This window comes from Limosilactobacillus agrestimuris (genome assembly GCF_943193105.1).
GTDB lineage: Bacteria > Bacillota > Bacilli > Lactobacillales > Lactobacillaceae > Limosilactobacillus > Limosilactobacillus agrestimuris.
In genome coordinates, this window is sequence record NZ_CALPCW010000014.1 from 1 (window position 1) to 25805 (window position 25805).

Genomic DNA, 25805 nt, shown 5'->3' on the forward strand with positions numbered 1-25805 from the left:
TCATCAATATATTGTTGGAGGTATTTAATCATCAAATCATGGTTGACATTATCAAAATAGGCCCTAAGGTCTAAATCGACTACCCGTCGATATCCTTGATTATATAGCTTAACTACCTTTGCGATTGCGTCTTGGGCTCCACGATGAGGGCGGCTATTGTCAGAGAAAACACGCTCAAAGATGGGCGTGAGTACCTGGGCAACTGCTTGTTGGACCATGCGGTCCACTACCGTTGGTATCCCTAGTTTTCTCACTCCACCGTTGGGTTTGGGAATTTCCACTCGTTTAACCGGTGCTGGCTTATAATTGTCCTCACGTAGGTTGGTAATTAACTCCGTTTTATTTTCCTTGAGGTAAGGCAGAAGGTCATTGACGGTCATATCGTCAACGCCCGCTGCTCCTTTATTTCTCTTAACTCGCAAATAAGCCTGATTAAGGTTATTGCGATCCAAGACTAGGTCTTGGATAGTGACACTCATACCTTTACCTTCACCATAATCGGTACTACGCGCCCTTATGTACTTTCGGTTTTCCAAACCTATTCTCGACAAGCGGTCAGCTTGTGTTTCTGTTTTCTGTGATTGTCGCACCTGATTACACCTCCGATATAATTTATGAGTTGTTGTCGTTCAGTCCTACTGTGCTGACATAATAACCTTCTGCCCAAAAATGTCGATTGCCAAATTTATACTTTAAATTGGCATGATGATCAAACATCATCAATGCACTTTTTCCTTTCAAATATCCCATAAATTGCGAAACGCTTAGCTTCGGTGAAATACTTACTAATAAGTGAACATGATCAGGCATCAAATGTCCTTCAATGATTTTTACTCCTTTATACTGACATAGTAATCTAATATAATCTCGTAAATCTTTCCGATATTGATTGTAAATTATTTTCCGTCTATACTTTGGAATGAATACGATGTGATACTTACATAACCACTTCGTATGGGCTAAACTATTTAGTTTATTAGCCATATTAATTAAACCTCTTTTCCCTTATTTGATTTTGGCTTGAACACCTACATCTTAAGGCAAAAGAGGTCTTTATTTATATAGTCTTATCCCCCACCCGCAAAGCAGGTGGTTTTTTGTTTCGCATACTCACTCCGTTCGCATGCTCAACTAGGCCTAAAGGCATTAAATTAAAAAAGCTTCGAGAAAATTCTCGAAGCTTTTCTTTCTAAATTAAATTTAACTTAGAAGCTTTCCAAATCAAGTGTAACACTTGGTCCGAAAGTAGATGCGATTGAAGCATGTTGTACATAAGTACCACGTACAGAAGCTGGACGTGCCTTAACAATAATGTCTTCAATAGTCTTTAAGTTTTCAACTAACTTATCAGTGTCGAATGAAGACTTACCGAATGGAACAGCAACGTTACCATCACGGTCAGTCCGGTAGGTAACCTTACCAGCCTTAGATTCTTCAACTGCCTTAGCAACATCCATAGTAACAGTACCAGTCTTAGGGTTTGGCATTAAGCCCTTAGGTCCAAGAATACGACCTAAACGACCAACAACTGGCATCATGTCAGGAGTTGCGATTGCAACGTCAAAGTCTAACCAACCGTCTTGGATCTTGTCAGCCAAGTCAGCGTCACCAACAAAGTCAGCACCGGCTTCCTTAGCAGCCTTAGCGTTTTCACCCTTAGCGAAAACAATAACAGTTTGATCCTTACCAGTACCGTTTGGTAATACAACGGCACCACGTAATTGTTGATCAGCTTGCTTAGTATCAACGTTTAACTTAAATGCAACTTCAACAGTTGAGTCAAAGTTAGCGAAATCAATATCTTTTACTAATTGAACAGCGTCGTTAACAGCGTACTTCTTCTTGCTGTCAACCTTTTTAAGCGCGTCTTGGTACTTCTTACCACGTTTTTTAGCCATCTTGTGTTTTCCTCCTTGCAAATGTGGTCTAGCGGAGTTCATACCTCCCACGGGGTCCACTACTTTAATAGCGTACCCGGTCTGCTACTTAGCAATTAGTCTTCAACAGTGAAGCCCATGCTCCGTGCAGTACCTTCGATCATGCGCATAGCTGCTTCAACGTCAGCAGCGTTTAGATCTTGCATCTTAGTTTCGGCGATTTCCTTAACTTGAGCCTTGGTTACAGAAGCAACCTTGTTAGTGTTAGGTTCACCGGAACCGTGTTCAACACCAGCGGCCTTCTTCAATAAGACAGCAGCAGGTGGCGTCTTGGTAATGAAGTCGAATGAACGGTCCTCATAAACGGTAATAACAACTGGGATCAACATACCCTTTTGGTCTGCAGTCCGAGCGTTAAATTCCTTAGTGAAGCCCATAATGTTAATACCTGCTTGCCCAAGTGCAGGACCTACTGGTGGAGCTGGTGTAGCAGCACCGGCAGGAATTTGCAACTTGACAACGTTAGCTACTTTCTTTGCCACGAGACAAAACCTCCTTAGTCCGTGTTGTGGTCATGATGAGGCAGTAAATTTACCTCTCCCACAGTATGTCGAATAGCATACTTAATCAAAGTACCACATTTATAATAAATTTTCAAGATTTATTAAGTAAAAAATAATCAACAATTAGTCAGAAAGTCATTTACCCGAACCTTTCTAGTTCCAGCACCCCTTTCTTAAACTGATCATTTATTCTACTGTATCGATCTGATCAAAGCCAAGTTCAGCTGAGGTTTCCCGGCCAAACATTTCTACGTTAACCTTCAACTTCATCTTTTCATGGTCAACTTCAGTAACCTTACCTGTTAAGTCGGCGAATGGTCCAGCAATAACCTTAACACTATCACCAACACTAACGTCAATATCGTGTTGAACGGTTTGGACACCCATCCGCTTCATGATCCGGTCAACTTCTTCTGGAAGCAATGGAGTAGGCTTTGAACCACCACCGTGTGAACCTAAGAAACCAGTAACACCCGGCGTATTCCGTGCAATGTACCATGCTTGATCGGTCATTACCATTTCTACCAAAACGTAGCCAGGAAATGTCTTCTCAACAATTTCCTTAGCTTGACCATCCTTAACTTGACGAACTTCATCTTCAGGAACAACTACCCGAAAAATGTAGTCTTGCATTCCCATTGATTGGGCACGTGATTCCAAGTTACTCTTTACTCGGTTTTCGTAACCTGAGTATGTATGTAGGACGTACCAACGTTTTTCATTTGATTCCACGATGAATCCTCCTTAATAATTTTTAAATTCAAAATAAAAAACCCCGCGGATCCCCACGAAGCTCAATTGCACTTAGTATAACAAATCTCCGGTAATTTGACTACTACTTAGACGAATAACTTCATTAAGAGTTGGATTAACCAATCAAATAATGCGAAGAATAAGACGAAGAAAAGTGTCAAAGAAATAACAATGGTTGTATCACGCCGATTTTCACGGGCGGTTGGCCAAACAACCAGTTTCATTTCATGATTTACACTTTTAATAAAACGAAACAGATGCATAATTTCCTCCAGCTAATTAACGGGTTTCACGATGGAGAGTATACTCCCCACAATGTTTACAAAACTTTTTTAATTCTAATCGTTCTTGACGTTGAGGATTTGCGGTAATCGTATAGTTATGAGCACCGCATTTGGTACATTCCAGTGCAACTTTCTTTTGGGACATACTTTCACCTCCACATATACTTAAGATTAGCATGTTCCAACCGCCAAAACAAGTCCTGACAACTAACCCTAAGCAATAATACTAAGAACACATTAATAGGCTCCAAAGTTCGGACAGGCCGAACTCTAAAGCCTACTCTAAAATTATACTCTTGTCTGATCAATCGCCCGCCAAAAGCTTGACTAATTTTGTTCGTGTTCGTGAAAGGGCACTTTGAACTTGTCGTTTACTGCATTGCAACTCCCGGCATACATGTTCAATTGATCTACCAGTTACAATCATTGATAAAACATCTCGTTCAAACGGCGAACTAATCCTGATAACCTCTTCAATACTTTTATGACAATAAACGATATCCTCAAGTGATGCACTTTTTTGCATCATCATTTCGTCATCATTTTCTCCAAGAGCATCGAGTTGCTCAATTGGAATTCGTTTATTTGCTTGTCGAGCTCGGTATAAATCAAGAAGACGATTAACCAAACTCTGCTTATAAAAACCGCTGAATTGGTGAATATCTTTTCCACTATAAGAATAGATAACTTTTAGTAAGACAAGCTGTGCCTCTTGACACCAATCTTCAAATTCAAGGTCAGAGATGTGATATTTCTGCCATAATCGCTTAACCATTGAAGAATAACAATTGAATAAAGCCATAAATTTATCCTCATTGCCGACTTGTACTTGGATGAGTAATCCGAGATCAGCTGAATGATATTCCATCATTATTTAACCTTAACTGTTTTGTTAAGGATTACCTTTCTTGAATTTGGCTCCTCCACCCATTCCTTAGATTGCATTTGCATTCATGCTGTATAGTGGTTTCCTTTTTCGTCAAGAAGGAAGCCCCTTTACAGGTGATTGCCCGGTCGACAGGGTATCATCCCCATCGTCAGGAAGATTTCAGTTCTTAATACCGGTTCCTTATATTAATTCCTCAAATCTTGGTGACTAATGCCTGAAAATAATCTACCAAATTTTTATCAGTTTGAATAGTCTTTTCTTGTGATTTGGTGAACAACTATTCAAATGATAGTTAAAAAATAGTTTTTTTGAAGTGAAATTTATTTTTTTATAGAATTATTCATATAGATTAATAGTTATAGAGAGACAACTGTCGGATATAGATGATTAAAGATTATTATGGGATATTTTATATTTTGAAAAAATTTTGCCTTTAATTAATCCATTTAACCCAATAAGATGAATTGCTTACACTTATTGTTCATAATTTAACATTATTAAAAAATGGATGCTGGTATATACCAGCATCCATTTCTCTTACAATGGGTGGCGAGAATTAAAGCCCTGATAAATCAATAGGCTTGCAGCAACACTTGCATTCAAGCTTTGAACATGGCCAACCATTGGAATTGTCAACATTTCGTCACAATTTTTCTTTAGTAACGACGAGATTCCTTTCCCTTCGTTACCAATTACTAATGCAACTGCACCTTTGGCATTCCAACGTCGATAATCAGTTCCCTTCATATCAGTTCCAAATAACCATACTCCCCGCTCTTTTAACTCTTTTGCGGTCTGAACGAGGTTGGTAACCCGGGCAACGGGAACGTGTTCAATTGCCCCCGTTGATGTTTTAGCAACTACTGAGGTTAATCCCACAGCCCGCCGACGGGGAATAATAATTCCATGAACTCCCGCTGCATCCGCGGTCCGGATAATTGAACCAAGGTTATGTGGATCCTCAAGTTCATCTAGAATCAAGAAAAACGGGTGCTCACCATGCTTAGCCGCATTATCGAATAAGTCATCAATTGTGGCATAGTGGTACGCAGCAACTGCCAAAGCGACCCCCTGGTGATTTTGGTGATCGCTCATCTGATCTAGCTTAGTTTTTGGAACATTGGAGACAACTAACCGCTTTTCCTTTGCTAATTTAATAATTTGCGAAATTGCGTCAGATTTTAGTCCTGATTGAATAAAGACCTTATTAATCTCCTGATCGGACTTTAATGCCATTACCGCTGGGTGGCGTCCAATAATAAATTCACTGTTATCATTTTTCATGTCTTGTTCTCCCTGCTTCAACTTGTCGAATGCACCATTCTGCTAACTCTTCAATCCGGTCCTGCTTTCCAGCTAATTGAAGGTAGCCCATCATTGCCTCAAAGCCGGTAGAAATTCGGTAAGTTAGCACAGAAGTATGTTTTGCATGAGTATGGCTATTAGCATTCCGGCCCCGCTTGAAGTAACTCCATTCATCTTCAGTTAAAATATCATCTTGCTTCATCAAGTCAATCAATGCTGCCTGTGCCTTTGCTGAAACATAGTGTGTTGCGAGATGCTGAAGCTTAGTAGGCTTTGCTAGTCCCTTACTCAAAAGATGTTGGCGAATAAATACTTCATAAACTGCATCTCCCAAATAAGCGAGCGCAATTCCATTTAATTGTCGATAATCTGCTTGTTCCATTAATTTCCTTCCTGTCTACTCTTTTACTCGTTTAAAGCGTGTTCCCTGTGGCGTATCTTCAAGGATAATTCCCTGCTCCTTTAATTCATCACGAATCTGATCACTCCGAGCAAAATCCTTATTTTTCCGTGCTTCGTTTCGTTCCTCAATTAATGCTTGAATGTGTTCATCATTCAATTCATTGTTCGTTGAAGCTAATTTTACACCAAAAATACTAACCAACTCAGCAATTAAATTCTTCATCTCATTAAGTATGTCCGCCTTAACTACTTCTTGTTGGCTATAAACATTTGCGTATTTAACTAGTTCATAAACAACGGTAATCCCGTTTTGGACGTTAATATCATCATCCATCGCATCAATAAATTTCTGCTTAAAGTCAGCAAGTTTTTGACTAACTGCTGAATCAGTCCCTTTTTCAGCATCCTTTTGCCGGTAAGTCAAGTTATCAAAGGCTGTTTGAATGTGATCCAAATTATTTTTAGCATCAATTAGGTTATCCTTGCTGTATTGAATTGGCCGCCGGTACTGGGTAGTGGCCATAAAGAACCGTAATATCTGTGGATCAACTTCTTTAATAATGTCATGAACCGTAATAAAGTTGTGTAAAGACTTACTCATCTTTTCATTACCTTTGCCAATAGTCACAAAGCCATTGTGCATCCAGTAGCGAACAAACTTTTGTCCCGTTTCCGCTTCGCTTTGAGCAATCTCATTTTCGTGGTGTGGGAATTCAAGATCCTGGCCACCACCATGGATATCAATCGTTTTGCCGAGATACTTCGTCGACATTACTGAACATTCAATGTGCCAACCTGGTCGTCCCTTTCCCCACGGAGAATCCCAGCTGATCTCGCCAGGTTTAGCAGCTTTCCAAAGGGCAAAGTCCATTGGATCCTCTTTCTTATTAACTTCATCGGCACTAACATGTTCACTAGCACCTACTTCTAGATCGTCAATTGATTGGCCTGATAGCTGACCATAATTTTTAAATTTCCGTGCACGATAGTATACGTCACCATCTTTTTCATAGGCGTACCCCTTTTCAATCAAGCCCTGAACAAATTCAATGATCTCGGGAATATTCTCGGTTGCCCGGGGATGCATGGTTGCTGGCTCAATATTAAGGGCATTCGTATCTTCCATAAATGCCTGAATATACTTTTCAGCTAATTGAGGAACAGTAATTCCCTGCTCGTGAGCAGCTTTGATCATCTTATCATCGACATCGGTGAAATTAGAAACATAGTTTACTTTATATCCCTTAAATTCAAGGTAGCGACGAACTGTATCAAACGCAATTGCTGACCGTGCATTCCCAATATGGATATAGTTGTATACCGTCGGACCACAGACATACATGTTAACAACTCCTGGGGTTTGCGGCTTAAATTCTTCTTGTTTACGAGTCAATGTATTATATATCGTTAGCATGACTGTCTGCTCCTTTCATTCCTATATTCATAATACTAACATATCTAGTTAATTGAACGTATTGTTGGATCTTTTTTGATGAAAAAAGTTTTTTAACTTTATGGTCACAATTTCTTCACATTATCCTGCTAGTATATAAAGCGTAGTAAAGATACCAAACTTTACTATTAATGAAACCTATTATTTTTCAATTACTCCTCCCAATAGTAACCGAAAAAATAATTTATATGGGGATACCCCAAGTCCTCATAATACTCCTCAAGAGATAGCTTTCCCAAGCTATCTCTTCTTTTTATACGCAGAAGGCTCCAAAGCACGGGGAACCGCGCTTTGGAGCCTTTTTTCTAAGTAAAATTATTTAATTTAGAATAATCCTGTTATCTTACCATTAGCATCAATCGTCATGTTAACGGCGGCTGGTGTCTTAGAAAGTCCTGGCATGGTCATCATATTTCCAGAAAGGGCAACGATAAAACCAGCACCTAACTTTGGTACAAATTCGCGAATATGGAATGTAAAGTCCGTTGGTGCTCCTAGCTGACTTTGATCGTCAGTAAAGGAATACTGAGTCTTAGCAATGCAAACGGGCAAATCATTCCACCCATACTTAGCAAACTGCTTTAATTGCTTCTTGGCTTTCTTGCTAAATGAAACATCTTTTGCTCCATAAATTGACTTAGCAATCATATTTACCTTTTCTTCAATTGAATCACTAGCCTTGTAAAGCGGCTTAAAATCACTCTTTTGTTCAGCTAAGCGAACAACTTCCTTAGCAAGGTTTTGGGTGCCTTGACCACCCTTAGCCCAGCTGTCAGCAACAACAACATTAACTCCTAGACGCTTGCAATTATCTTCAATGAACTTAATTTCAGCATCAGTATCGTTAACAAAGTGGTTAATCGCAACAACAACCGGTAAATCGTAACGTTGCATATTCTTAATATGACGGTTTAAATTAACAATTCCCTTTTCGAGTGCAGGTAGTTGTTCTTCTTTAATTTCATCCAAACTAGCTCCACCGTTATATTCTAGGGCACGGACAGTTGCGACAATTACAACGGCATCTGGATTCTTCCCCAAAACAGGACGCTTAATATCAAGGAACTTTTCAGCTCCCAGGTCAGCACCAAACCCAGCTTCCGTTACTGTGTAATCAGCTAACTTAAGTGCTGTTTGGGTAGCCAAAATACTATTGCAGCCATGAGCAATATTAGCGAATGGTCCCCCATGAACAATTGCCGGGGTGTGATCAAGGGTTTGCACTAAGTTAGGCTTAATTGCATCTTTTAGGAGGATCGTAATTGCATCTTCAAAACCAAGCTGGCCTACAGTTACAGGTTCACGATCGTAGGTATAGCCAACGACGATCTGGCTAATCCGTTTCTTTAGATCCATTAAGTCAGTAGAAAGGCACAAGATCGCCATTAATTCTGAAGCGGCTGTAATATCAAAGCCAGTTTGCCGCGGAATTCCTTGCATAATCCCACCAAGGCCAGTAATTACATTTCGTAATGCTCGATCGTTAACATCTTCTACCCGTTTCCAAATAATCCGTCGGGGATCAAGGTTTAACTTATTATCCCGCATAACATAATTATCGATTAAGGCTGCTAAGGTATTGTTAGCACTAGTTAAAGCATGGAGATCTCCAGTGAAGTGCAGGTTAATGTCCTCCATCGGGATTACTTGACTGTAACCTCCACCAGTAGCACCACCCTTAATCCCAAAGACAGGTCCCATTGATGGTTCCCGCATGGCGATAATCGTTTGGTGGTGCAATTGGTTTAGGGCATCCCCTAGGCCAACCAAGACGGTTGATTTCCCCTCACCAGCTGGAGTGGGGTTGATTGAAGTTACCAGAATCAGTTTATGCTTCTTTCCTGACTTTTCGGCAACCGGTAATGAAATTTTTGCCTTATACTTCCCGTATTGTTCAATTTGGTCGCTATTAAGGCCCATTTTCTCGGCAATCTTACTAATTGGTTCGAGTGTGGCTTGGTCAGCAATTTCTATATCTGTCATTTCAACCCTCTCCTATCTGTAATGCGAACAATTTTTAAAAAAGCACCGATAAAGTTAAGAAATAACTCTTACGGTGTCTAGAATATAAAACTATGTGACATTTGTAAACAACTATTTAGAATCTTTACCCGATTTTGTTGTCTTTTTTTCTCCCTTAGAGGATTCACTATTCTTTTCATTAATCCCCCGCCGAGAATGAAGTGGTCGAGCAAAGATCATCCGCCCAGCGTCGGTTTGTAAGGCACTAGTAACTTCGACTTCAATTCGTTCGTTCATGAAGTAACGACCATCTTCAACAACGACCATTGTTCCGTCATCCAAGTAAGCAACCCCTTGTTGGCGCTCAGTCCCGTTCTTTACAACGACAACGTTAAGCGTTTCTCCAGGAATTACCCGCGGCCGCAACGACTTTGCAAGGTTGTTAATATTCAAGACCTGAACATTTTGGAACTGAATAACCTTATTTAAATTATAGTCATTAGTCACAATTACCCCATTAACCTTCTTGGCTAACGCTATTAGTTTGCTATCAACTTCAGGTATGTCTTCAAAATCGCCATCGTACATCTCAATTGGAACAATCTTCTCTTTACGCAGCTTATTCAAGATATCCAAACCACGCCGTCCCCGAACTCGTTTAATACTTTCGCCTGAATCGGCAATGTATTGCAATTCGTAAAGGACAAAGTTTGGAACCAATAACGTTCCTTCTAAGAACCCGGTCTTAACCAGATCATAAATCCGCCCATCAATTAAGATGTTAGTATCCAGAATTTTATAATGGTGGTAATTCTCATCCTTTTGGTCGATAACCTCAGTATTGGGATTCTTTGGTCGAACTCGGTGCCCAGAGAGTAAAGTCTTCCAATCATCAAGTCGTGTTGTCCCAATCCGATATCCAAAATAACTAAAGGCGATCATTAATAAAATCGGTAGAACGTTATTAACAACTGGGATCCCAGTTCGCCAAAGTGGAATTGAGACTAAAACTGCAAGGACCAAACCAACAATTGTTAATAGTGTCCCAAAAAATAGGTAGACCGGGCTTAACTTTGTCAAGCTCTTTTCAATTCGCACAACTAACTGTTCGGTTGGTTTAGCAAGTGGTAACGAAAGAATAAAGAAAATAAGAGCTCCCAGAATGATATCAATAAAAACTAAGAGTGCATTATTTAAGTGAACTTTAACTAAGTCCCAAAATAATGGCAAGTAATAAAAACCAATTGCGGCCCCAACAACAACGTATATTAATCGAATAATTCTTTTTCGCATAATCAACCCTCCTTTTCAAATTAGCCTAAAGCAAGACGCAACGCTTGACGCAGAGTTGTTACTCCAATAACTTCAATCCCGGTTGGTGCTTGCCAACCCTTTAGGTTATTTTTAGGAACAAAGATCCGCTTAAAACCAAGCTTCTGTGCTTCAGCGACCCGTTGTTCAATCCGGTTAACCCGCCGGATTTCGCCAGTCAAGCCGACTTCACCGACAAATGCGTCCGTAGCTTGAGTCCCCTTATCTCGATAACTTGATGCAATACTAATTGCAATTGCTAAGTCAATTGCGGGTTCATCTAATTTTACACCACCGGCCGCTTTAAGGTAGGCGTCCTGGTTTTGTAACATCAAACTTGCTCGTTTTTCAAGAACGGCCATTATCAATGATACTCGATTTCTGTTTAAACCTGTAGCAGTTCGTTGAGCATTTCCATAAACGGTTGGTGTGACCAAAGCCTGAATTTCAACTAAAATCGGTCGAGTCCCCTCTAATGAGACCACCACCGCCGATCCAGTAGCATCCTTCAATCGTTCTTCAAGAAAAATTTCTGAAGGATTCTTAACCTCAGATAGGCCATTGGTGTGCATTTCAAAGATTCCTAACTCATTAGTCGAGCCAAAACGATTCTTTACCGATCTCAGTATCCGGTAAGTATGGTGAAGATCACCTTCAAAATACAGAACGGTATCTACCATGTGCTCCAAAATCTTTGGACCGGCAATTGCACCGCCCTTAGTAACATGACCAACCACGAATATCGTAATGCTATTACTCTTGGCAATCTGCATTAACTGTGCTGTTACTTCTCGAATCTGAGAAACACTCCCGATAGCAGAAGTGACATCGGTAGCCTGCATTGTCTGTACAGAATCAATCACGACATATTCTGGCTTTAATTCTCGAATTGTATCCTTAATGCTATCCATGTTTGTTTCTGGATAGATATAGAAATCATCCGCCGCCACATCAAGTCGTTCTGCCCGCATCTTGATCTGGGTAGCACTTTCTTCTCCAGAAACATATAAAACTCGGTGGTGTTCGCTAGACAGCTGACCGGAAACCTGAAGAAGAAGTGTTGACTTTCCAATTCCAGGATCACCACCAATTAAAATCAACGAACCCGGGACAATTCCTCCACCAAGAACCCGGTTGAGTTCATTTAGTTTTGTCTTTACCCGGGGTGTTTCGTGACTATTAATTTCACCAATTTTTTGTGGTTTGGCAACTAGACCAGTTAAGGTTGTGGTTGGCCGCCGAGTAGCTGCACTTGAACTTGAAGACTGAACTTGCTCTTCAACTAACGTATTCCATTCTCCACAGTTAGGACACCTTCCTAGATACCGCGGTGAACTATAGCCACAATTTTGACAAACATATTGCGTTTTAACTCTGGCCATTCATGCCATCCTTTCTTCCTTAAAGACTACTTACAAACAACGATCCTGAAATAAAAGTGCGCCCTACCAATTACTGTTAAAAATAGTATTGGACCGTTCCACCGGCAAAAATATGGGTGATTTCAGAAAAAATTGTCCGAAATTATTCCGATTTTATTCAAGATTTGCTATATTACTTTTTGGTTGAGCCAAAGCCACCAACCCGCTGAGCGCGTGGTTGTTTCTCATCATCGGCAGTAAGGAATGGCATAAAAATTCCTTGGCCAATTCGCTCACCCTTCTTAATATGATAATCCGTTAAGCCGTAGTTAATGAGTTGGAAGAAGATTTCCCCTTCATTACTATCATTATCGTAATAGTCCGCGTCCACGATTCCGACCCCATTTGGGAGAATCAACCGGCGTTTAAATGGACCACTAGAACGGTTTGCTAATAGCAAGAATTCATCGTCTTGCATATAAGCTTTAATCCCGGTTGGTACGAGATACGGTTTAAGACATTGATCAGCATCCTTAAGCTCTTCATCAGTTAACTTTGTTTGCTGGTAGAGTTTCCACAAGGTTTTCAAAAAATTCCCTTTCCAAATAGATGGGAGAACAAAATCTTCTGCAGCTTCAAAGTCATACCCTGCTGCATTAGCAGTTTGCCGGCTTGGTAAATGAAGCCCCTGGTCTTGCTTACTAGAAACAATCTTAAATCCGCGTTTCATTTATATCACCTAATCCTTTTTATAAACTATCTACTTATTATAAAATAGATATAGGATTTATGGTATGACTTTACCTTGAATTAAGATTGAATGGACGTGATCAAATGGATTACAGAATTGAAAAGGATCGAATTGTCGCTAGTGATGACCAACAGCCCTTTGTTGGCGAAATTAGTTTTCCAAAAGTAGCGGGGGTTCCTAATCGGGTCGTTATTGAACGAGTTTTCGTTCATCCCGATTATCGTGGTCAAGGTATCGCGGCAGAATTGGTTAACCGATTCGTTAAATACGCCACCGCACACCAACTAACAGTAAAATTAATGTGTCCTTATGCTGTCAAGCAATTTAAGGTGCATCCTGAATATCAGCAGTTATTGTTACCAGAAGATCGTTTCTAAAACCTAAGGAGGAAACTCATGAATCAAGATGAGCTAAAACAACAAGTTGGCCGTGAAGCAGTTAAGTATATTCGTCCAGGAATGGTTGTCGGTCTTGGTACCGGCTCTACCGTTCACTGCTTAGTTGAGGCCATTGGTGAACACATTAAAAATGGTGATTTAACTGATATTGTTTGTGTCACAACCTCAAACAGAACTACTCGCCAAGCTGAAAGCTTAGGAATTAAGGTTGAAGAAATTGATGATGTAGATCACATCGACCTTACTATCGATGGAGCCGATGAAATTAGTGAAGATTTCCAAGGAATTAAAGGTGGCGGTGGCGCCCTTCTCTGGGAAAAGATCGTTTCTAATTACTCTGACCACGTAATGTGGATTGTTGATGAATCAAAGTTAGTTCACCACTTAGGAACATTTCCACTACCGGTTGAAGTAACCCCCTACGGAAGCCAACACCTCTTTACTAAGTTGGCCCGTCGTGGTTACAACCCAACTTGGCGGATGCTTCCTGATAATAGTGACAAGTTCCGCACTCACCAACGAAACTTCATCATTGACTTACACCTTGAAGACATCAATGATCCATTTGCCCTTCATGAAGAATTAATCGGCATGGTTGGTTTAATTGAAGATGGTTTATTCTTGAACCAAGTTAATGATGTTCTTGTCGGAACTCAAAACGGGTCAAAGTTCCTTCACGCCCGTCCATAATATATAAGACGTTAAAAATAGCAAATGATCTTAATTCAAATTTAAAATGAGGCTGGAATTTTATTTCCAGTCTCATTTTTTATAAAGTTCAATCGTGTTCTTTAACTTTTACCCCATAATTAAGAACTGTCTTCCATAATCTCTCTTTAGCAGGAGAAAGGATTTCGTTATCTCGAGTGGCAAGAGAAAGATGAAATGACGGCTGTTGCGAATCGGCTAATGCTAAGTCGGCTAAGCGATCATTGGGAGTGATTGCTAACTCTGTTAGGAACGAAATCCCTAAATTTTCAGCAACCATGTTCTTAATAATGTGAATATCATTTGTCCGATAAATTACTTTAGGACGGATATGAGCAAGACGACACATTTGGCGAAAAGCTTGTTGGTGAATAAAGTCTGCATCGGGTAATATAAAGGACTGTCCCTTAAGGTCACTAAATTGTACTTCCTTCTTCTGAGCCAAGCGGTGATGCCGACTTACGATGATATGAAAAGGATAGCGGACAAATTCTTTTACTAATAACTCTGGCTGCTGGAGTGAACTTGCAGACCCGAGAAGCGCCATATCAAGTTCTCCCCTTAGTAACATTTGGAGCAAATTTTTTGATCCAGCTTCAGTAACTTCTAACTTATCAATTAGTCCCTCCCGAAGCAGTTGTGGACTAAGCGGTGGAAAGTAATAGTTACCAATAATTGGTGGTAAACCAAAGCGAATCTTGTTTAACTTAGCATGTTCGATCTCTTGGCGGGCAATCGCTAGTTCTCTCAATATCGTCTTAACGTGTTGGGCATACTGCTGACCAATTTTAGTAACTTTTATCTGGTGATGAACATGATCACGGATAAAAAAAGCGGCTCCGTATTCTTCTTCTAAGCGGTTAATTGCCATTGTGATAGTTGGCTGACTAACATGGAAACGATCGGCAACTACCGAAAAGTTTTTATCTTTGACAAGTTCAATAAAGTATTCTAAGTCTCTAATTTTCATTTTCATCCTCAAAAGTAGCTTTTTATTCGGGTATATCAAATTTATTTATAGGATAGCATAAATTTGACTATATACTAATGACCTTCCTATCATTAAGTTATACATAACCAATTAAAAGGAGATCTTTAATAATGTCAGATGCAATGTCAATCCTCAATAACCCTTTCAAGAATAAGGGAACCGCGTTTACAATGGACGAACGAAAGAAATTGGGATTGATTGGTACCCTACCACCACGAGTAAAAACCATTGAAGAACAAGAAGCTGATACTTACGCTCTTTATGAAAGTAAGACATCCCGGATTGAAAAGCGGCACTTCTTAATGGAAGTCTTCAACGCTAACCGGACACTTTTCTTCTACTTAGTGGAAAAGCACATTACAGAAATGATGCCAATCGTTTACGATCCAGTGATCGCTGAAGCCATTGAAAAGTATAATGAACGTTACCTTCGTCCCCAAGACGCTGTTTACCTTTCCGTTAAGCATCCTGAAAACATCAAGGAGAGTCTTCAAAACGTTATTTGCGGTCGAGATATCCGCCTAATTGTTGTTACTGATTCTCAAGGAATCTTAGGAATCGGTGACTGGGGTGTCGATGGTGTTGACATTGCCGTTGGGAAGCTAATGGTTTACACTGCCGCTGCTGGAGTTAATCCTTCCCAAGTTCTGCCAATTTCTATTGATGCAGGAACAGATAATGAATTTCTCCTCAAAGATCCAAACTACCTTGGTGAACGACACCACCGGATCACTGGTCAAGAATACTTTGACTTTATCGACAAGTTCGTTGATACGGTTGAAGAACTATTTCCAAAGAGCCTTCTCCACTTTGAAGACTTTGGTCGGGGAACTGCTGCACGGATCCTTGATAAGTACCAAGATAAGATCTTGACCTTTAATGATGATATTCAAGGAACCGGGATCATTGCCCTTGCCGGTGTCTTGGGCGCACTAAACATTTCTAAGGAAAAATTAGCTGATCAAAAGTTCTTAACCTTTGGTGCCGGAAGTGCCGGAATGGGAATTGCCAAGATGCTCTTTGACGAACTAGTTCGCCAAGGAATGGATCCTGCTGAAGCAAAGAAACACTTCTACTTAGTTGATAAGCAAGGATTGCTCTTTGACGATACTGAAGGCTTAACACCAAAACAAAAGCCATTTATCCGGCAACGGAGTGAATTTGCAAATGCCGATGAATTGACTAACTTAGCGGCAGTAGTGAAGACGATTCACCCAACTGTTATGATCGGGACTTCCACCCAACCAGGAACCTTCACTGAAGAGATTGTTAAAGAAATGGCAGCCCACACTGAACGACCAATCATCTTCCCACTTTCTAACCCAACTAAGCTTGCCGAAGCCCGCGCTGCAGACCTCTTAAAGTGGACTGACGGTCGTGCTTTAGTTGCAACCGGGATCCCAGTTGACGACATTGAATATAATGGTGTTACCTACAACATCGGTCAAGCAAACAATGCGTTAATTTACCCAGGAGTTGGTTTGGGGGCAATTGCAACGGAAGCAAAGCATATTAATAATGCAATGCTCGCTACCGCAGCTCATTCACTTGTTGGTTTAGTTGATCCAGACAAGTCTGGTGCTGCTGTCCTTCCTCCTGTTAAGGATATGGCAAAGTTCTCTAAGACGGTTGCAATTGCAGTCGCTCAATCCGCTATTGATCAGGGTCTTTCTTCAGCTAAAGATGCTAAAGAAGCTGTAGAAAAGATGACCTGGGAAGCAAAGTACTAAGATAAATAACAGTTACCCAAATAGACTCCAAGCTCGGTAAAACGAACTACGGAGTCATTTGTATTTATAAGGGATTTTCTTTCTACATGTAAATCACTATAATATTAAGTAATACTATTTAAGGAGTGTGAACTGTCGTGAGTTTTAATATTACTAATTCAGCAATTAACGATTTTCACCAGGACTATCACCAACGAAAAGAAAGCAGCGTGCTTGAGAATGCCGTTACCAAAAATGGGGTAAACGCTGCTAGCTTTAACTGGCACTCAATTGCTGATAATGCTCCCCACTTTTCAATCGATTTAAAGACCGGGAATGTTGCCGACCAAAAGCAATCAGGTCGTTGCTGGATGTTTGCAGCATTAAACACGATGCGTCATGACATGCAACACCGGTTTAACTTGCCTGACAACTTCGAGCTTTCCCAATCTTACCAATTCTTTTGGGATAAGTTTGAAAAGGCAAACTACTTCTACGAAAACGTAATTAAAACTGCTAGTCTTCCTACTAGTGACCGGAAAATTGCCTGGTTAATGGAAGCACCACAATCTGATGGTGGACAATGGGACATGCTCTGCGCTTTAATCGAAAAGTACGGGGTAATGCCAAAGGCTGCAATGCCGGAATCATTTAACTCTAACCGCTCAAACGGGATTAATTCTCTGCTTAACAATAAATTACGCCACGATGCAGTAATTTTACGAAAGATGATTAATGAAGACCACGCGGATGAAGAAACCGTCAACGCAAAGCGAAAGGAAATGTTAAATGATGTTTACCGGATGCTTGCTTATGCCTTCGGTGAACCAGCTAGCCACTTTAATTTTGAATACCGGACAAAGAAAGATGATGAATTCCACCGTGAAGAAAACATTACTCCACAAGAATTCTTCAAAAAGTATGTCGGTTGGAACCTTAATGATTACATTTCAATTATTCAAGCGCCAACCGCGGATAAGGAATATTACAAGACTTACACTATCGATATGTTAGGTAACGTTGTTGGTGGTCGTCAAATTAAACACTTAAACCTTCCAATGGCTGAATTCAAGCAACTGGCAATCGATCAATTGAAGGCTGGAGAAAGTGTTTGGTTTGGTTCCGATGTTGTTAAATATTCTGAAACCAAGCTCGGGATCATGGCATTAAACACCTATGATTACGCTCAATTATTTGATACGGATCTCGAAATGACTAAGGCGGATGCCCTTGACTATGGTCAAAGTATGATGGATCACGCAATGGTCCTTACTGGTGTTGACCTGGTAAATGACAAGCCAACCAAGTGGAAAGTAGAAAATTCTTGGGGACCAAAAGTTGGTACCAAGGGTTACTTCGTAATGAGCGATGCTTGGATGGACAAGTATTGCTACCAAATTGTTGTTAACAAGAAATATCTTAGTGACAAGCTAAAGAAGGCTCAGGCTCAAGAACCAATTATTTTGAAGCCTTGGGATCCAATGGGAACGTTAGCTTAATCTAGGCAATAATTAAAATAAATTCCTCTCAGCATGCTGAGGGGAATTTATTTTTGTGTTATGCAACTTATGTCTAGATCTGCTTGTCCTACCGAATAGGCTTGCTTCGCTGCGGCTTCCTTGAGCTAACGGTTTTAGGCAGCTAAGTCGAAATGCGTTCACCGTGACCGCATGCTAGAGCTAGTGGTTATAGGCAGCTAAGTCGAAACGTGCTCGTCCTAAGCTTCCTCAAGCTAACGACCTCCCCCTCCGACAACAAGACGTCATTCGGGGGAGAAATCGTTAGCCACCGGAAGCTTTTAACGGACTCGCACTCTTATTCCGTAATATCCGCTCCAAAGTATTTTTGGGAGAGTTTTTTAACGGTACCGTCTTTTTGAAGTTTCTTTAGAGCTTGATTGTAAGAGGATTGAATGGCCTTATCTTTTTTATTGAAGAGAGCAGAGATGTTTGCGGGCTTTACATCACTAGAAACATCAATCATCTTTAACCCTTTTGTGCTGTGCTTCTTGCCATAAGCATACCAAGCTTCACGTGAGTTAACCGTTCCCTCAGCCCGGCCTTGCTTAATCATTGCTAGTGAATTACTAAAGTCACCACTTGGAACAAGCGTACCGTGATACTTTTTAACAACATCAGCGTTATTTGTTCCGGTACCAGCAACAATCTTCTCCCCTTTGATTTGTTTAAGATTCTTAATCTTACTATCCTTAGGCACAATCAAAGCGTACCGTGACTTAATGTACGGGGTAGAGAAATTATACTTTTTTGCTCGTTCTGGAGTCTGAGTAATGTTATTCATTACTACATCATATTTTCCAGAACCTAATCCAGCTACTAAAGAATCCCACTTACTAGGAACAAATTTAGCTTTTAACCCCATCTCCTTGGCAACCGCTTTTCCAAGATCAACTTCAAAACCAGTTAACTTATTGTTTTTCCGGTATGAATAAGGAGAGTAGGTTCCCTCTAATCCAATTGTGAGCTCACCCTTTTGCTTTAATTCCGAATTAACTTTCGATGAGGCCGCATGAATACTACCAATCCCAGCACTTGTTCCGAGTGTAATTGCAGCTAACGTTACTAGTACTTTTTTCCACATTTTCATTTTAACTTTCTCCTTTTTATTTTAAGTTTTTCATTGTCATCGAAGCGATAAAATTCTTGATTCGTTCATTTGGATTATCCTGAGAAAAGAATTCTTCCGGGTTACCATCATAAATAAATTCACCATTTTCCACGAAAATGATCTTATCTGCAATCTGTTTAGCAAACGCCATATTGTGAGTTACCAGAACCATTGATTGCTTTTCACGGGCTAGTTGGAGGAGAACCTTCAAAACACTTAGCTCTAATTCTGGATCTAAAGCAGAAGTTGGTTCATCAAGGAGAACATATTGTGGCTTCATTGCCAGTGCCCGCGCGATTGCTACCCGCTGTGCTTGTCCACCTGACAATTCACTTGGGTATACATCCCCATAGTCTGCTAGCCCCACCTTAGCCAGTAACTCCTTAGCTACTTCAATTGCCTGCTTTTTTCCCATCTTCAAAACTTGAGTGGGCCCTTCGATGATATTTCCCAGAACCGTTTTATGCGGAAAAAGATTGTAATCCTGAAAGACCATCCCCGTTTCCCGACGAACTGCTAACTTTTCTTTATTGCTTATACTCTGACTAAAATCAATCCGGTGGTCATTGAATTCATACTGACCACTTTCCGGTGTCACCAAGAAATTCAATGACCGAAGAATTGTTGACTTTCCAGAACCGGATGGACCAACGAGAACAGTCACCTTTCTCGCAGGAAAATCTAATGTTATATCTTTTAACACGTGTTTATCACCATATGTTTTGTTAATCTGAGTTAACTTCATTGCTTTTCACCTCTCTAACTTATCCTGAGCTGACTACCTAATCGTTTCTCTAAGTAATGTTGAATGATTGTAAGGACCGTGGTAAACACTGCATAAATCAATGCTACTAATGTGTACATTAACAATGGCTGATAATTTGCAGCCGCAATTTGCTGGCTAACTTCAAACATTTCCATAATCGTAATCGAGGCTGCTAATGAAGTGTCCTTGACCAAGCTGATGAAGCTATTTGATAAAGGTGGTAATGCCACTTGGAGTGCTTGGGGAATTATAATGCGCCATAATACTTGGAGACGGGTCATCCCAATTGCTGCACCAGCTTCCCATTGTCCCTTAGCAACTGAACTAATTGCCGCCCGAATCGTTTCTGAAGCATACGCTCCTGTATTTAATGAAAAGGTTACAACACCAGCGGTAAATGGCTCTAATTTTATCCCATGAGGAAAGATCCCCCTAATCCGTAAATACGGTAACCCAAAGAACACAATGAACAATTGAACTAATAGTGGGGTTGACCGGAAAAGCCAGACATAAAATTGAGCAAACCCTTTAAGTAGGGTAAACAACCCGCGTTGGTGTGACAGCCTAATCAATGCAGTTACTAAGGCAATGATTAACCCAAAGAAAAATGAAATTAACGCTAAGGGAATCGTATATTTAAATCCTGCCGCTAAAAGCTGGGGTAATGATGTTCTGATTATTTCCCACATAATTAGATTATCCTTTCTCTTGCTTTAATTTACCTAGAGCTTGTTTCAGATCAGCGATAATATCTTCAGGATCTTCAATTCCGACTGATAAACGAATTAGCTCATCCTTAATCTCGTTTTCTAATCTTATTTCCCGGGGAATTGAATCATGAGTCATTACTGCTGGAACTTCAATCAGGCTTTCAATTCCACCAAGGCTTTCTGCCAAGTCAATCAAGTGCAAACTTTCAACAAATTTCTTAGTATCTAATCCTAACTTCAACTCAAAACTAATCATTGCTCCAAAGTTACGCATCTGTTTTGCTGCAATACTATGACCAGGGAAATCAGTTAATCCAGGGTAATAAATCTTGGCAATTCGTGGATCATCTTGCAAAAATTTAATCACTGCATCAGCATTTTCCTGGTGGACTCTTAACCGTGCCCCTAAAGTTTTAATTCCCTGTTGGAGCAACCAACTATCGTCTGGTCCAAGCGTACTTCCAATTGAATTCTGTAAGAAGGCTAACTTATCAGCAATTTGTTGGTCACTAGTTACCGCCAATCCGGCAACCACATCACTATGTCCACCGAGGTATTTTGTTGCGGAATAAACCACAATATTTGCTCCTAGGGTTAACGGTTGCTGGTTATAAGGTGTTGCAAATGCATTATCAACAATCGTTTTAATCCCATGTTTCTTTGCAATATTACTAATTGCTTCAATATCTGCAACTTGAAGAAGGGGATTAGTCGGTGTCTCAAAGTAAATCGCAACAGTATTATCTTGGATTGCTTTTTCCACAGTCCCTAAATCTTGCATATCAACAACCGTAAATTTCAAGCCGAACCGTTTTAATACCTTATTGATCAGTCTAAACGTCCCTCCGTACACATCACTTCCAACAACAAAGTGATCACCCTGAGAATATAAGGAAAATACAGCGTGAATTGCGGCAGAACCAGATGAAAAGGCAAAGCCGGCTACCCCCATCCTCTAACTCGGCAATCAACTTCTCTAACGATGCTCGAGTTGGATTTCCTGTTCGTGAATATCCCCATTGAGGATTACCACCGAGTCGATGTTGGTGAAAGGTTGAGGAACGATAAATTGGTGTTGAAACGGCACCCGTAGTTTTGTCTTCACTGTTACCACCATGAATTAATTGTATATTAAAGCGCATAATGTTTCTCCTTGTAAATTAGCTGTTCCGAATAAAATGGTATAAAAAAGGCGCAATTCCAAGAAAAACTTGAAATTGCGCCTTATGCACTTACCCCGACTGTATTAGCAGGCCAAATTAATTTTGGATACGCCAAAATGTGGGTCGCATAAGACACGATCCACAGCAACAAACAACAGCGTTAACAAATTGAATGTTATTCATGACGTGTTCCTCCTAATAAAGCATAGATAAAATATAACTTATTTATAGTAAGGTGTCAACATATAAATTTTAAAAATAACGGAAGAACTACCGAAATTGCTTTATTTTCAGTAATTACTCCCGTTATTTTTCTTTAATATAATATTAATGCTTTAACTTCTTATCCAAAAATTCAAGGACCGTATCATAAATTCGTTGGCTCCAAAAGTCACGTTCATGATTAGCATTAGTAACTCGATAAGCTTCAACACTTGCATCAACAGATTTTAACTTCTTGTACATTTCTTCCATTTGGTGGTAAGGGACAACCTTATCTGCGTCCCCATGGAATAATTCAAATGGTGGGTACTGTTTCTCTGCTTCTACCCGGTATAAGGGACTCATTTCACGCATAATTTCGGGCCACTTCTTCTTGTCAGTACCAAAAAGACAATACTTTAGAATTTCATTTCCCGGAACATTCGCCGTATACTTAAACGTTTCGGCAACATCCATCTGACCAAAGCAGGATACAACAGCTGAAACAGTATCGGATTGATCATCATAGGCAGCGGTCTTGTACTTAGGGTCATCACCTGTAAGGCCAACTAACATTGCGGCATTCGCACCAGAGGATGTTCCCCAAATAGCAACCCGCTCAGGATCAATGGCGTACTTTTTCGCATTTGCCCGTAGAAAACGAATTGCGGTTTTAACATCCTGAAGAAATGCTGGGAAAGGATAACCATCTAATGAATTGCGATGTTGTACTGTGGCAACAATATAGCCATTCTTAACAAATTGTACTAGTTGAGGAATCTCTTCACCAAATGTTGGCAACCGCCAAGAGCTTCCTTGGACAAACACAATTAGCGGTCGTGATTCCGTCTTGTATTGTTGAGGGTACCGTTGTGTCCATGGGGTTAAAAGTTCAAGTTTTAATGCTTGACCATCAGCCGCACCATACGTGACATTTTCGATTAAACGAATTTGTCCGCTCAGGCTCGGGTTATTTTTAATCTCATGAATTGCCATTTTCTTCACCATCCATTGTAATAAAAGTCTTCTTAACAATATTTAGTGCTGGATCAAATTCATACATAATCGGTTTACCGTTTGGAACTTCAACCTTATCAATTTGATCGTCAGGAATTTGATCAAGGTACTTAATTAATGCCCGTAAGGAACTCCCATGAGCAACTATCAACTGGTTCTTTCCATCTAGCAGTCGTGGAGCAATTCGATCCTGCCAGTAGGGTAATAATCGCTTCTGGGTCATTGCAAGACTTTCACTGTAAGGCATCTTTACACCAAGGCGATCATAGCGTCGCTCATGCTGACGATGCTTCAACTTTGGTGGAAGCTCACTGTAGCCCCGACGCCAACGATGAAGTTGTTCTGCGCCAACTTCTTCTTTAACCTTAGCTTTATTTAACCCACTAAGTGCTCCGTAGTGACGTTCATTCAACCGCCATGTCTTATGTACTGGGATATAAAGTTGATCTACCCTATCCAGAATAATGTTCATTGTCTTAATTGCTCGTGACATATAGGAGGTGTGTGCATCGTCAAATTGGATCCCCATTTTGGTCAACTCTTCACCTACCATCTGTCCTTGTTCAATTCCCTTTTCAGTCAGTGGAACATCAGTCCATCCTGTGAAAATATTATCACGGTTTGCCTGACTCTGACCATGACGAACAATTACTAACTTTGCCATTCTCTCACTTCCCTAACACACTAATCATAGCGCATTTGTATATTTCATAACAAGAACAACTTTCCCCAAAATTTTAGCTGAAAGTAACCAATCTTTTCTTTATGATCACAGTCATAGCGTATAATTAAACTATTACATTCATAATGAAAGGAATAAGCTAGCCTAAAGAAAATATTTTTCTCTACCTAACTAAGAAACCATGAAAGAAAAAACCATCAAGCTACTTGAGCGAGGTCTCCCTTATTACATCATAATTACAATGAGTTGCTTGATAATATTACCGCAAATAATATCCCATGGAGTTATCCTCGGGACAGATTCAATTTTTCATTTTAACCGTTTTTATGAAGCAACCCAGCAAATTCAGCACTGGAATTTTAGTTACTTCCAAAGTAATTATTCTTTTCAACAAAGTGGCCGAATTATTAATGCTACATACTGTCCCCTATTTGCCTACTTTAATGCGATAATCCTCTTGCTTGCCAGAAGTTGGTATCGGTACCAAATCATCACTAATCTTCTTATTTACTTCATCGGTGGAACCGGAATGTATAAACTATGCATTAAACTCCACAGTAAGCAAAGTATCGCACTAATTATCGCTTTTATTTACATGAATATCGGCTGGTTACCTCGCTGGGAATTAGCCCAAAACATGAATGCATGGGGTGCCGCACTTTCTCCCTATATGGTCATCTGTGGTATCAGAATGATTCAAAATAGAAAACAACCAATCAATGCTCTTCAGTTAATAACTCTCATGACCGTCATCATGCAAATCCATCTTCTGAGTTCCGTATTCTTTGCGGTTGCCTTAATTCCATTTTTTATTGCCGGACTTATTTATTCCAACAACCCCCGATTAATGTGGACGGAATTAATCAAGGCAGTGATCGGAACAATAATCTTAACTGCTAATGTCTGGGGAGCATTGCTCATGATTAACCTCAATAACCATATTGCCTATCCAGCAAACTTTAGCCTATTAGCCAATGCCCTCCGTCCAGCAATCTTTAGTAATAACCGAAGATTTCTTGCATTCCCCATTTGCTTCCTTTTTATTGCTCAATTGGTATTTGTTATTAGAAAGCCACGACGCTCGTTCCTCAATACGTTTATCACGAGTTGGGGCTCCTTAATCTTAATTCTAAGTTCTGTTATTACTCCCTGGAGGAAACTTCAGCAGTGGCTTCCTTTTCTTTCACATACATTACAATTTCCCAGCCGTCTAACAATTATCGCTTACCCGCTTCTCTTCGCGGGAATCGCTATGACCGTTACAGCAATCATCAATTCAACTCCCAAATACTCACTTAGTCACATCTCCTCAATTGGCATTCTCCCTGCAACCCTTCTCCTTGTATTTATCCCAACCAACATAACAATATCAAGAGAGACTGCCAACTACCATTCTGATGCACTCTTAGCTAACCTCAGTGCATTATCGAATGCCAGCACTAACAAAGAGGCAATTCGTTATTCCACTCAATCTTCCCACCCCGAGCAACTACTAAGCTTAGTTGAAAAACGTAGCCCTGACTACTTGCCTCTCCCTTCAAACTATGCAGGAGATAAGTCCAAACACTCCTATGATTACCAATTCCAAATCATTGAGGATACCAAGAACTTCCATCATACTGTTCTTAAGGGTGGAAAATTAAAACTTACTTGGACAGCCAATCATTCTGGAACACAACGTCTTCCCCTAATCACTTATCACGAATCTATCCTTACGGTGAATGGTAAAAAAGTTACCCACTATCAACGTTCATCAATCGGTGCTCCCTACATTCATGAGCGGCAAGGCGTTAATACTGCTACTTTGAAATTCAAGCCAGCTAGCTGGTTTAACTACCTATTAGCGATCTGGATAATTAGTTCAATCCTCTATTGGATATATGGTGGCTACTACCTTTATAAGAAAAAATAGCATAAATAC

Annotated in this window: 25 protein-coding genes and 2 pseudogenes; 5 read left to right on the forward strand and 22 right to left on the reverse strand. The window is 40.2% G+C overall.

Annotation, left to right across the window (positions count from 1 at the left end; translation table 11 throughout):
* The 15 genes and pseudogenes from NFR46_RS08135 to NFR46_RS08205 form a co-directional block, all read right to left on the reverse strand.
* Positions 1-590: reverse transcriptase domain-containing protein (locus NFR46_RS08135; protein ID WP_251576366.1), on the reverse strand; the 590-nt coding region annotated here is incomplete at its 3' end.
* Positions 591-627: 37 nt separating this feature from the next.
* Positions 628-984 (reverse strand): annotated as a pseudogene (gene tnpA, locus NFR46_RS08140) (IS200/IS605 family transposase); the annotation flags it as partial.
* Positions 985-1205: 221 nt separating this feature from the next.
* Positions 1206-1898 carry a 50S ribosomal protein L1 gene (gene rplA, locus NFR46_RS08145; RefSeq protein ID WP_251576368.1) on the reverse strand — a complete coding sequence of 231 codons (693 nt, stop codon included), beginning with the start codon at positions 1896-1898 and terminating at the stop codon, positions 1206-1208.
* A gap of 95 nt (positions 1899-1993) precedes the next feature.
* The gene (rplK, locus tag NFR46_RS08150) at positions 1994-2419 is read right to left on the reverse strand and encodes a 50S ribosomal protein L11 (protein ID WP_003717526.1); all 426 of its coding nucleotides are present in this window, start codon (positions 2417-2419) and stop codon (positions 1994-1996) included.
* 207 nt (positions 2420-2626) lie between these two features.
* Complete coding sequence (nusG, locus tag NFR46_RS08155; protein ID WP_191684403.1) at positions 2627-3172, reverse strand: transcription termination/antitermination protein NusG; 546 nt, start codon at positions 3170-3172, stop codon at positions 2627-2629.
* A 107-nt stretch (positions 3173-3279) separates the two neighbouring features.
* Positions 3280-3456, reverse strand: a complete 177-nt coding sequence (gene secE / locus NFR46_RS08160; protein WP_003717524.1) for a preprotein translocase subunit SecE — start codon at positions 3454-3456, stop codon at positions 3280-3282.
* Between the two features lie 16 nt (positions 3457-3472).
* Positions 3473-3622, reverse strand: coding sequence for a 50S ribosomal protein L33 (gene rpmG, locus NFR46_RS08165; protein WP_003717523.1), 150 nt, complete (start codon positions 3620-3622; stop codon positions 3473-3475).
* 159 nt (positions 3623-3781) lie between these two features.
* Entirely contained in the window at positions 3782-4348 is a 567-nt protein-coding gene (locus NFR46_RS08170; protein ID WP_338146934.1) for a sigma-70 family RNA polymerase sigma factor, read from the reverse strand.
* A gap of 555 nt (positions 4349-4903) precedes the next feature.
* Positions 4904-5650: a 23S rRNA (guanosine(2251)-2'-O)-methyltransferase RlmB gene (gene rlmB, locus NFR46_RS08175; protein ID WP_251576372.1), complete on the reverse strand. Its 747-nt coding sequence runs from the start codon at positions 5648-5650 to the stop codon at positions 4904-4906.
* Positions 5640-6053 carry a Mini-ribonuclease 3 gene (locus tag NFR46_RS08180; RefSeq protein WP_251576374.1) on the reverse strand — a complete coding sequence of 138 codons (414 nt, stop codon included), beginning with the start codon at positions 6051-6053 and terminating at the stop codon, positions 5640-5642. Before NFR46_RS08180 ends, rlmB begins: the two co-directional genes overlap by 11 nt.
* Before the next feature lie 15 nt (positions 6054-6068).
* Positions 6069-7487 carry a cysteine--tRNA ligase gene (gene cysS, locus NFR46_RS08185; protein ID WP_251576376.1) on the reverse strand — a complete coding sequence of 473 codons (1419 nt, stop codon included), beginning with the start codon at positions 7485-7487 and terminating at the stop codon, positions 6069-6071.
* Positions 7488-7850: 363 nt separating this feature from the next.
* The gene (locus tag NFR46_RS08190; protein WP_251576378.1) at positions 7851-9509 is read right to left on the reverse strand and encodes a formate--tetrahydrofolate ligase; all 1659 of its coding nucleotides are present in this window, start codon (positions 9507-9509) and stop codon (positions 7851-7853) included.
* A 111-nt stretch (positions 9510-9620) separates the two neighbouring features.
* Positions 9621-10781 (reverse strand): PIN/TRAM domain-containing protein, encoded by a 1161-nt coding sequence (locus NFR46_RS08195; RefSeq protein ID WP_251576380.1) that lies wholly within the window; start codon positions 10779-10781, stop codon positions 9621-9623.
* Between the two features lie 20 nt (positions 10782-10801).
* Positions 10802-12181 (reverse strand): DNA repair protein RadA, encoded by a 1380-nt coding sequence (gene radA / locus NFR46_RS08200; RefSeq protein ID WP_251576382.1) that lies wholly within the window; start codon positions 12179-12181, stop codon positions 10802-10804.
* A 172-nt stretch (positions 12182-12353) separates the two neighbouring features.
* Positions 12354-12890: a dCTP deaminase/dUTPase family protein gene (locus tag NFR46_RS08205; RefSeq protein ID WP_251576384.1), complete on the reverse strand. Its 537-nt coding sequence runs from the start codon at positions 12888-12890 to the stop codon at positions 12354-12356.
* A 104-nt stretch (positions 12891-12994) separates the two neighbouring features.
* Between NFR46_RS08205 and NFR46_RS08210 the strand changes: the two genes are divergently transcribed.
* Both NFR46_RS08210 and rpiA read left to right on the forward strand, forming a co-directional pair.
* Entirely contained in the window at positions 12995-13288 is a 294-nt protein-coding gene (locus NFR46_RS08210; RefSeq protein ID WP_251576386.1) for a GNAT family N-acetyltransferase, read from the forward strand.
* 18 nt (positions 13289-13306) lie between these two features.
* Positions 13307-13999, forward strand: a complete 693-nt coding sequence (gene rpiA, locus NFR46_RS08215; RefSeq protein ID WP_251576388.1) for a ribose-5-phosphate isomerase RpiA — start codon at positions 13307-13309, stop codon at positions 13997-13999.
* An 88-nt stretch (positions 14000-14087) separates the two neighbouring features.
* On the opposite strand, the gene NFR46_RS08220 is transcribed toward rpiA, so the two are convergent.
* Positions 14088-14987 carry a LysR family transcriptional regulator gene (locus NFR46_RS08220; protein ID WP_251576390.1) on the reverse strand — a complete coding sequence of 300 codons (900 nt, stop codon included), beginning with the start codon at positions 14985-14987 and terminating at the stop codon, positions 14088-14090.
* A 131-nt stretch (positions 14988-15118) separates the two neighbouring features.
* On the opposite strand from NFR46_RS08220, the gene NFR46_RS08225 reads away from it, so the two are divergent.
* Together NFR46_RS08225 and NFR46_RS08230 are read left to right on the forward strand one after the other, a co-directional pair.
* On the forward strand, positions 15119-16738 hold the full coding sequence (locus tag NFR46_RS08225; RefSeq protein ID WP_251576392.1) for a malolactic enzyme: 1620 nt from the start codon (positions 15119-15121) through the stop codon (positions 16736-16738).
* A 137-nt stretch (positions 16739-16875) separates the two neighbouring features.
* Positions 16876-18216, forward strand: coding sequence for a C1 family peptidase (locus NFR46_RS08230; RefSeq protein ID WP_251576394.1), 1341 nt, complete (start codon positions 16876-16878; stop codon positions 18214-18216).
* A 316-nt stretch (positions 18217-18532) separates the two neighbouring features.
* Here the strand turns inward: NFR46_RS08230 and NFR46_RS08235 are convergent, their stop codons facing one another.
* From NFR46_RS08235 to NFR46_RS08260, 6 genes and pseudogenes are all read right to left on the reverse strand, one after another.
* The gene (locus NFR46_RS08235; protein WP_251576396.1) at positions 18533-19324 is read right to left on the reverse strand and encodes a transporter substrate-binding domain-containing protein; all 792 of its coding nucleotides are present in this window, start codon (positions 19322-19324) and stop codon (positions 18533-18535) included.
* Between the two features lie 16 nt (positions 19325-19340).
* On the reverse strand, positions 19341-20090 hold the full coding sequence (locus NFR46_RS08240; protein WP_251576398.1) for an amino acid ABC transporter ATP-binding protein: 750 nt from the start codon (positions 20088-20090) through the stop codon (positions 19341-19343).
* Between the two features lie 14 nt (positions 20091-20104).
* The gene (locus NFR46_RS08245) at positions 20105-20800 is read right to left on the reverse strand and encodes an amino acid ABC transporter permease (protein WP_251576400.1); all 696 of its coding nucleotides are present in this window, start codon (positions 20798-20800) and stop codon (positions 20105-20107) included.
* A 7-nt stretch (positions 20801-20807) separates the two neighbouring features.
* Positions 20808-21963 (reverse strand): annotated as a pseudogene (locus NFR46_RS08250) (trans-sulfuration enzyme family protein).
* 348 nt (positions 21964-22311) lie between these two features.
* A complete protein-coding gene (locus tag NFR46_RS08255; RefSeq protein ID WP_251576403.1) occupies positions 22312-23181 on the reverse strand; it encodes a prolyl oligopeptidase family serine peptidase in 870 nt (289 codons plus the stop codon).
* Positions 23168-23866, reverse strand: coding sequence for a 2,3-bisphosphoglycerate-dependent phosphoglycerate mutase (locus tag NFR46_RS08260; RefSeq protein WP_251576405.1), 699 nt, complete (start codon positions 23864-23866; stop codon positions 23168-23170). The genes NFR46_RS08255 and NFR46_RS08260 overlap by 14 nt, the downstream gene beginning before the upstream one ends.
* A gap of 199 nt (positions 23867-24065) precedes the next feature.
* Here NFR46_RS08260 and NFR46_RS08265 point away from each other — a divergent pair, with 199 nt between their 5' ends.
* On the forward strand, positions 24066-25796 hold the full coding sequence (locus NFR46_RS08265; protein WP_251576407.1) for a glycosyltransferase family protein: 1731 nt from the start codon (positions 24066-24068) through the stop codon (positions 25794-25796).
* Positions 25797-25805: the final 9 nt, after the last annotated feature.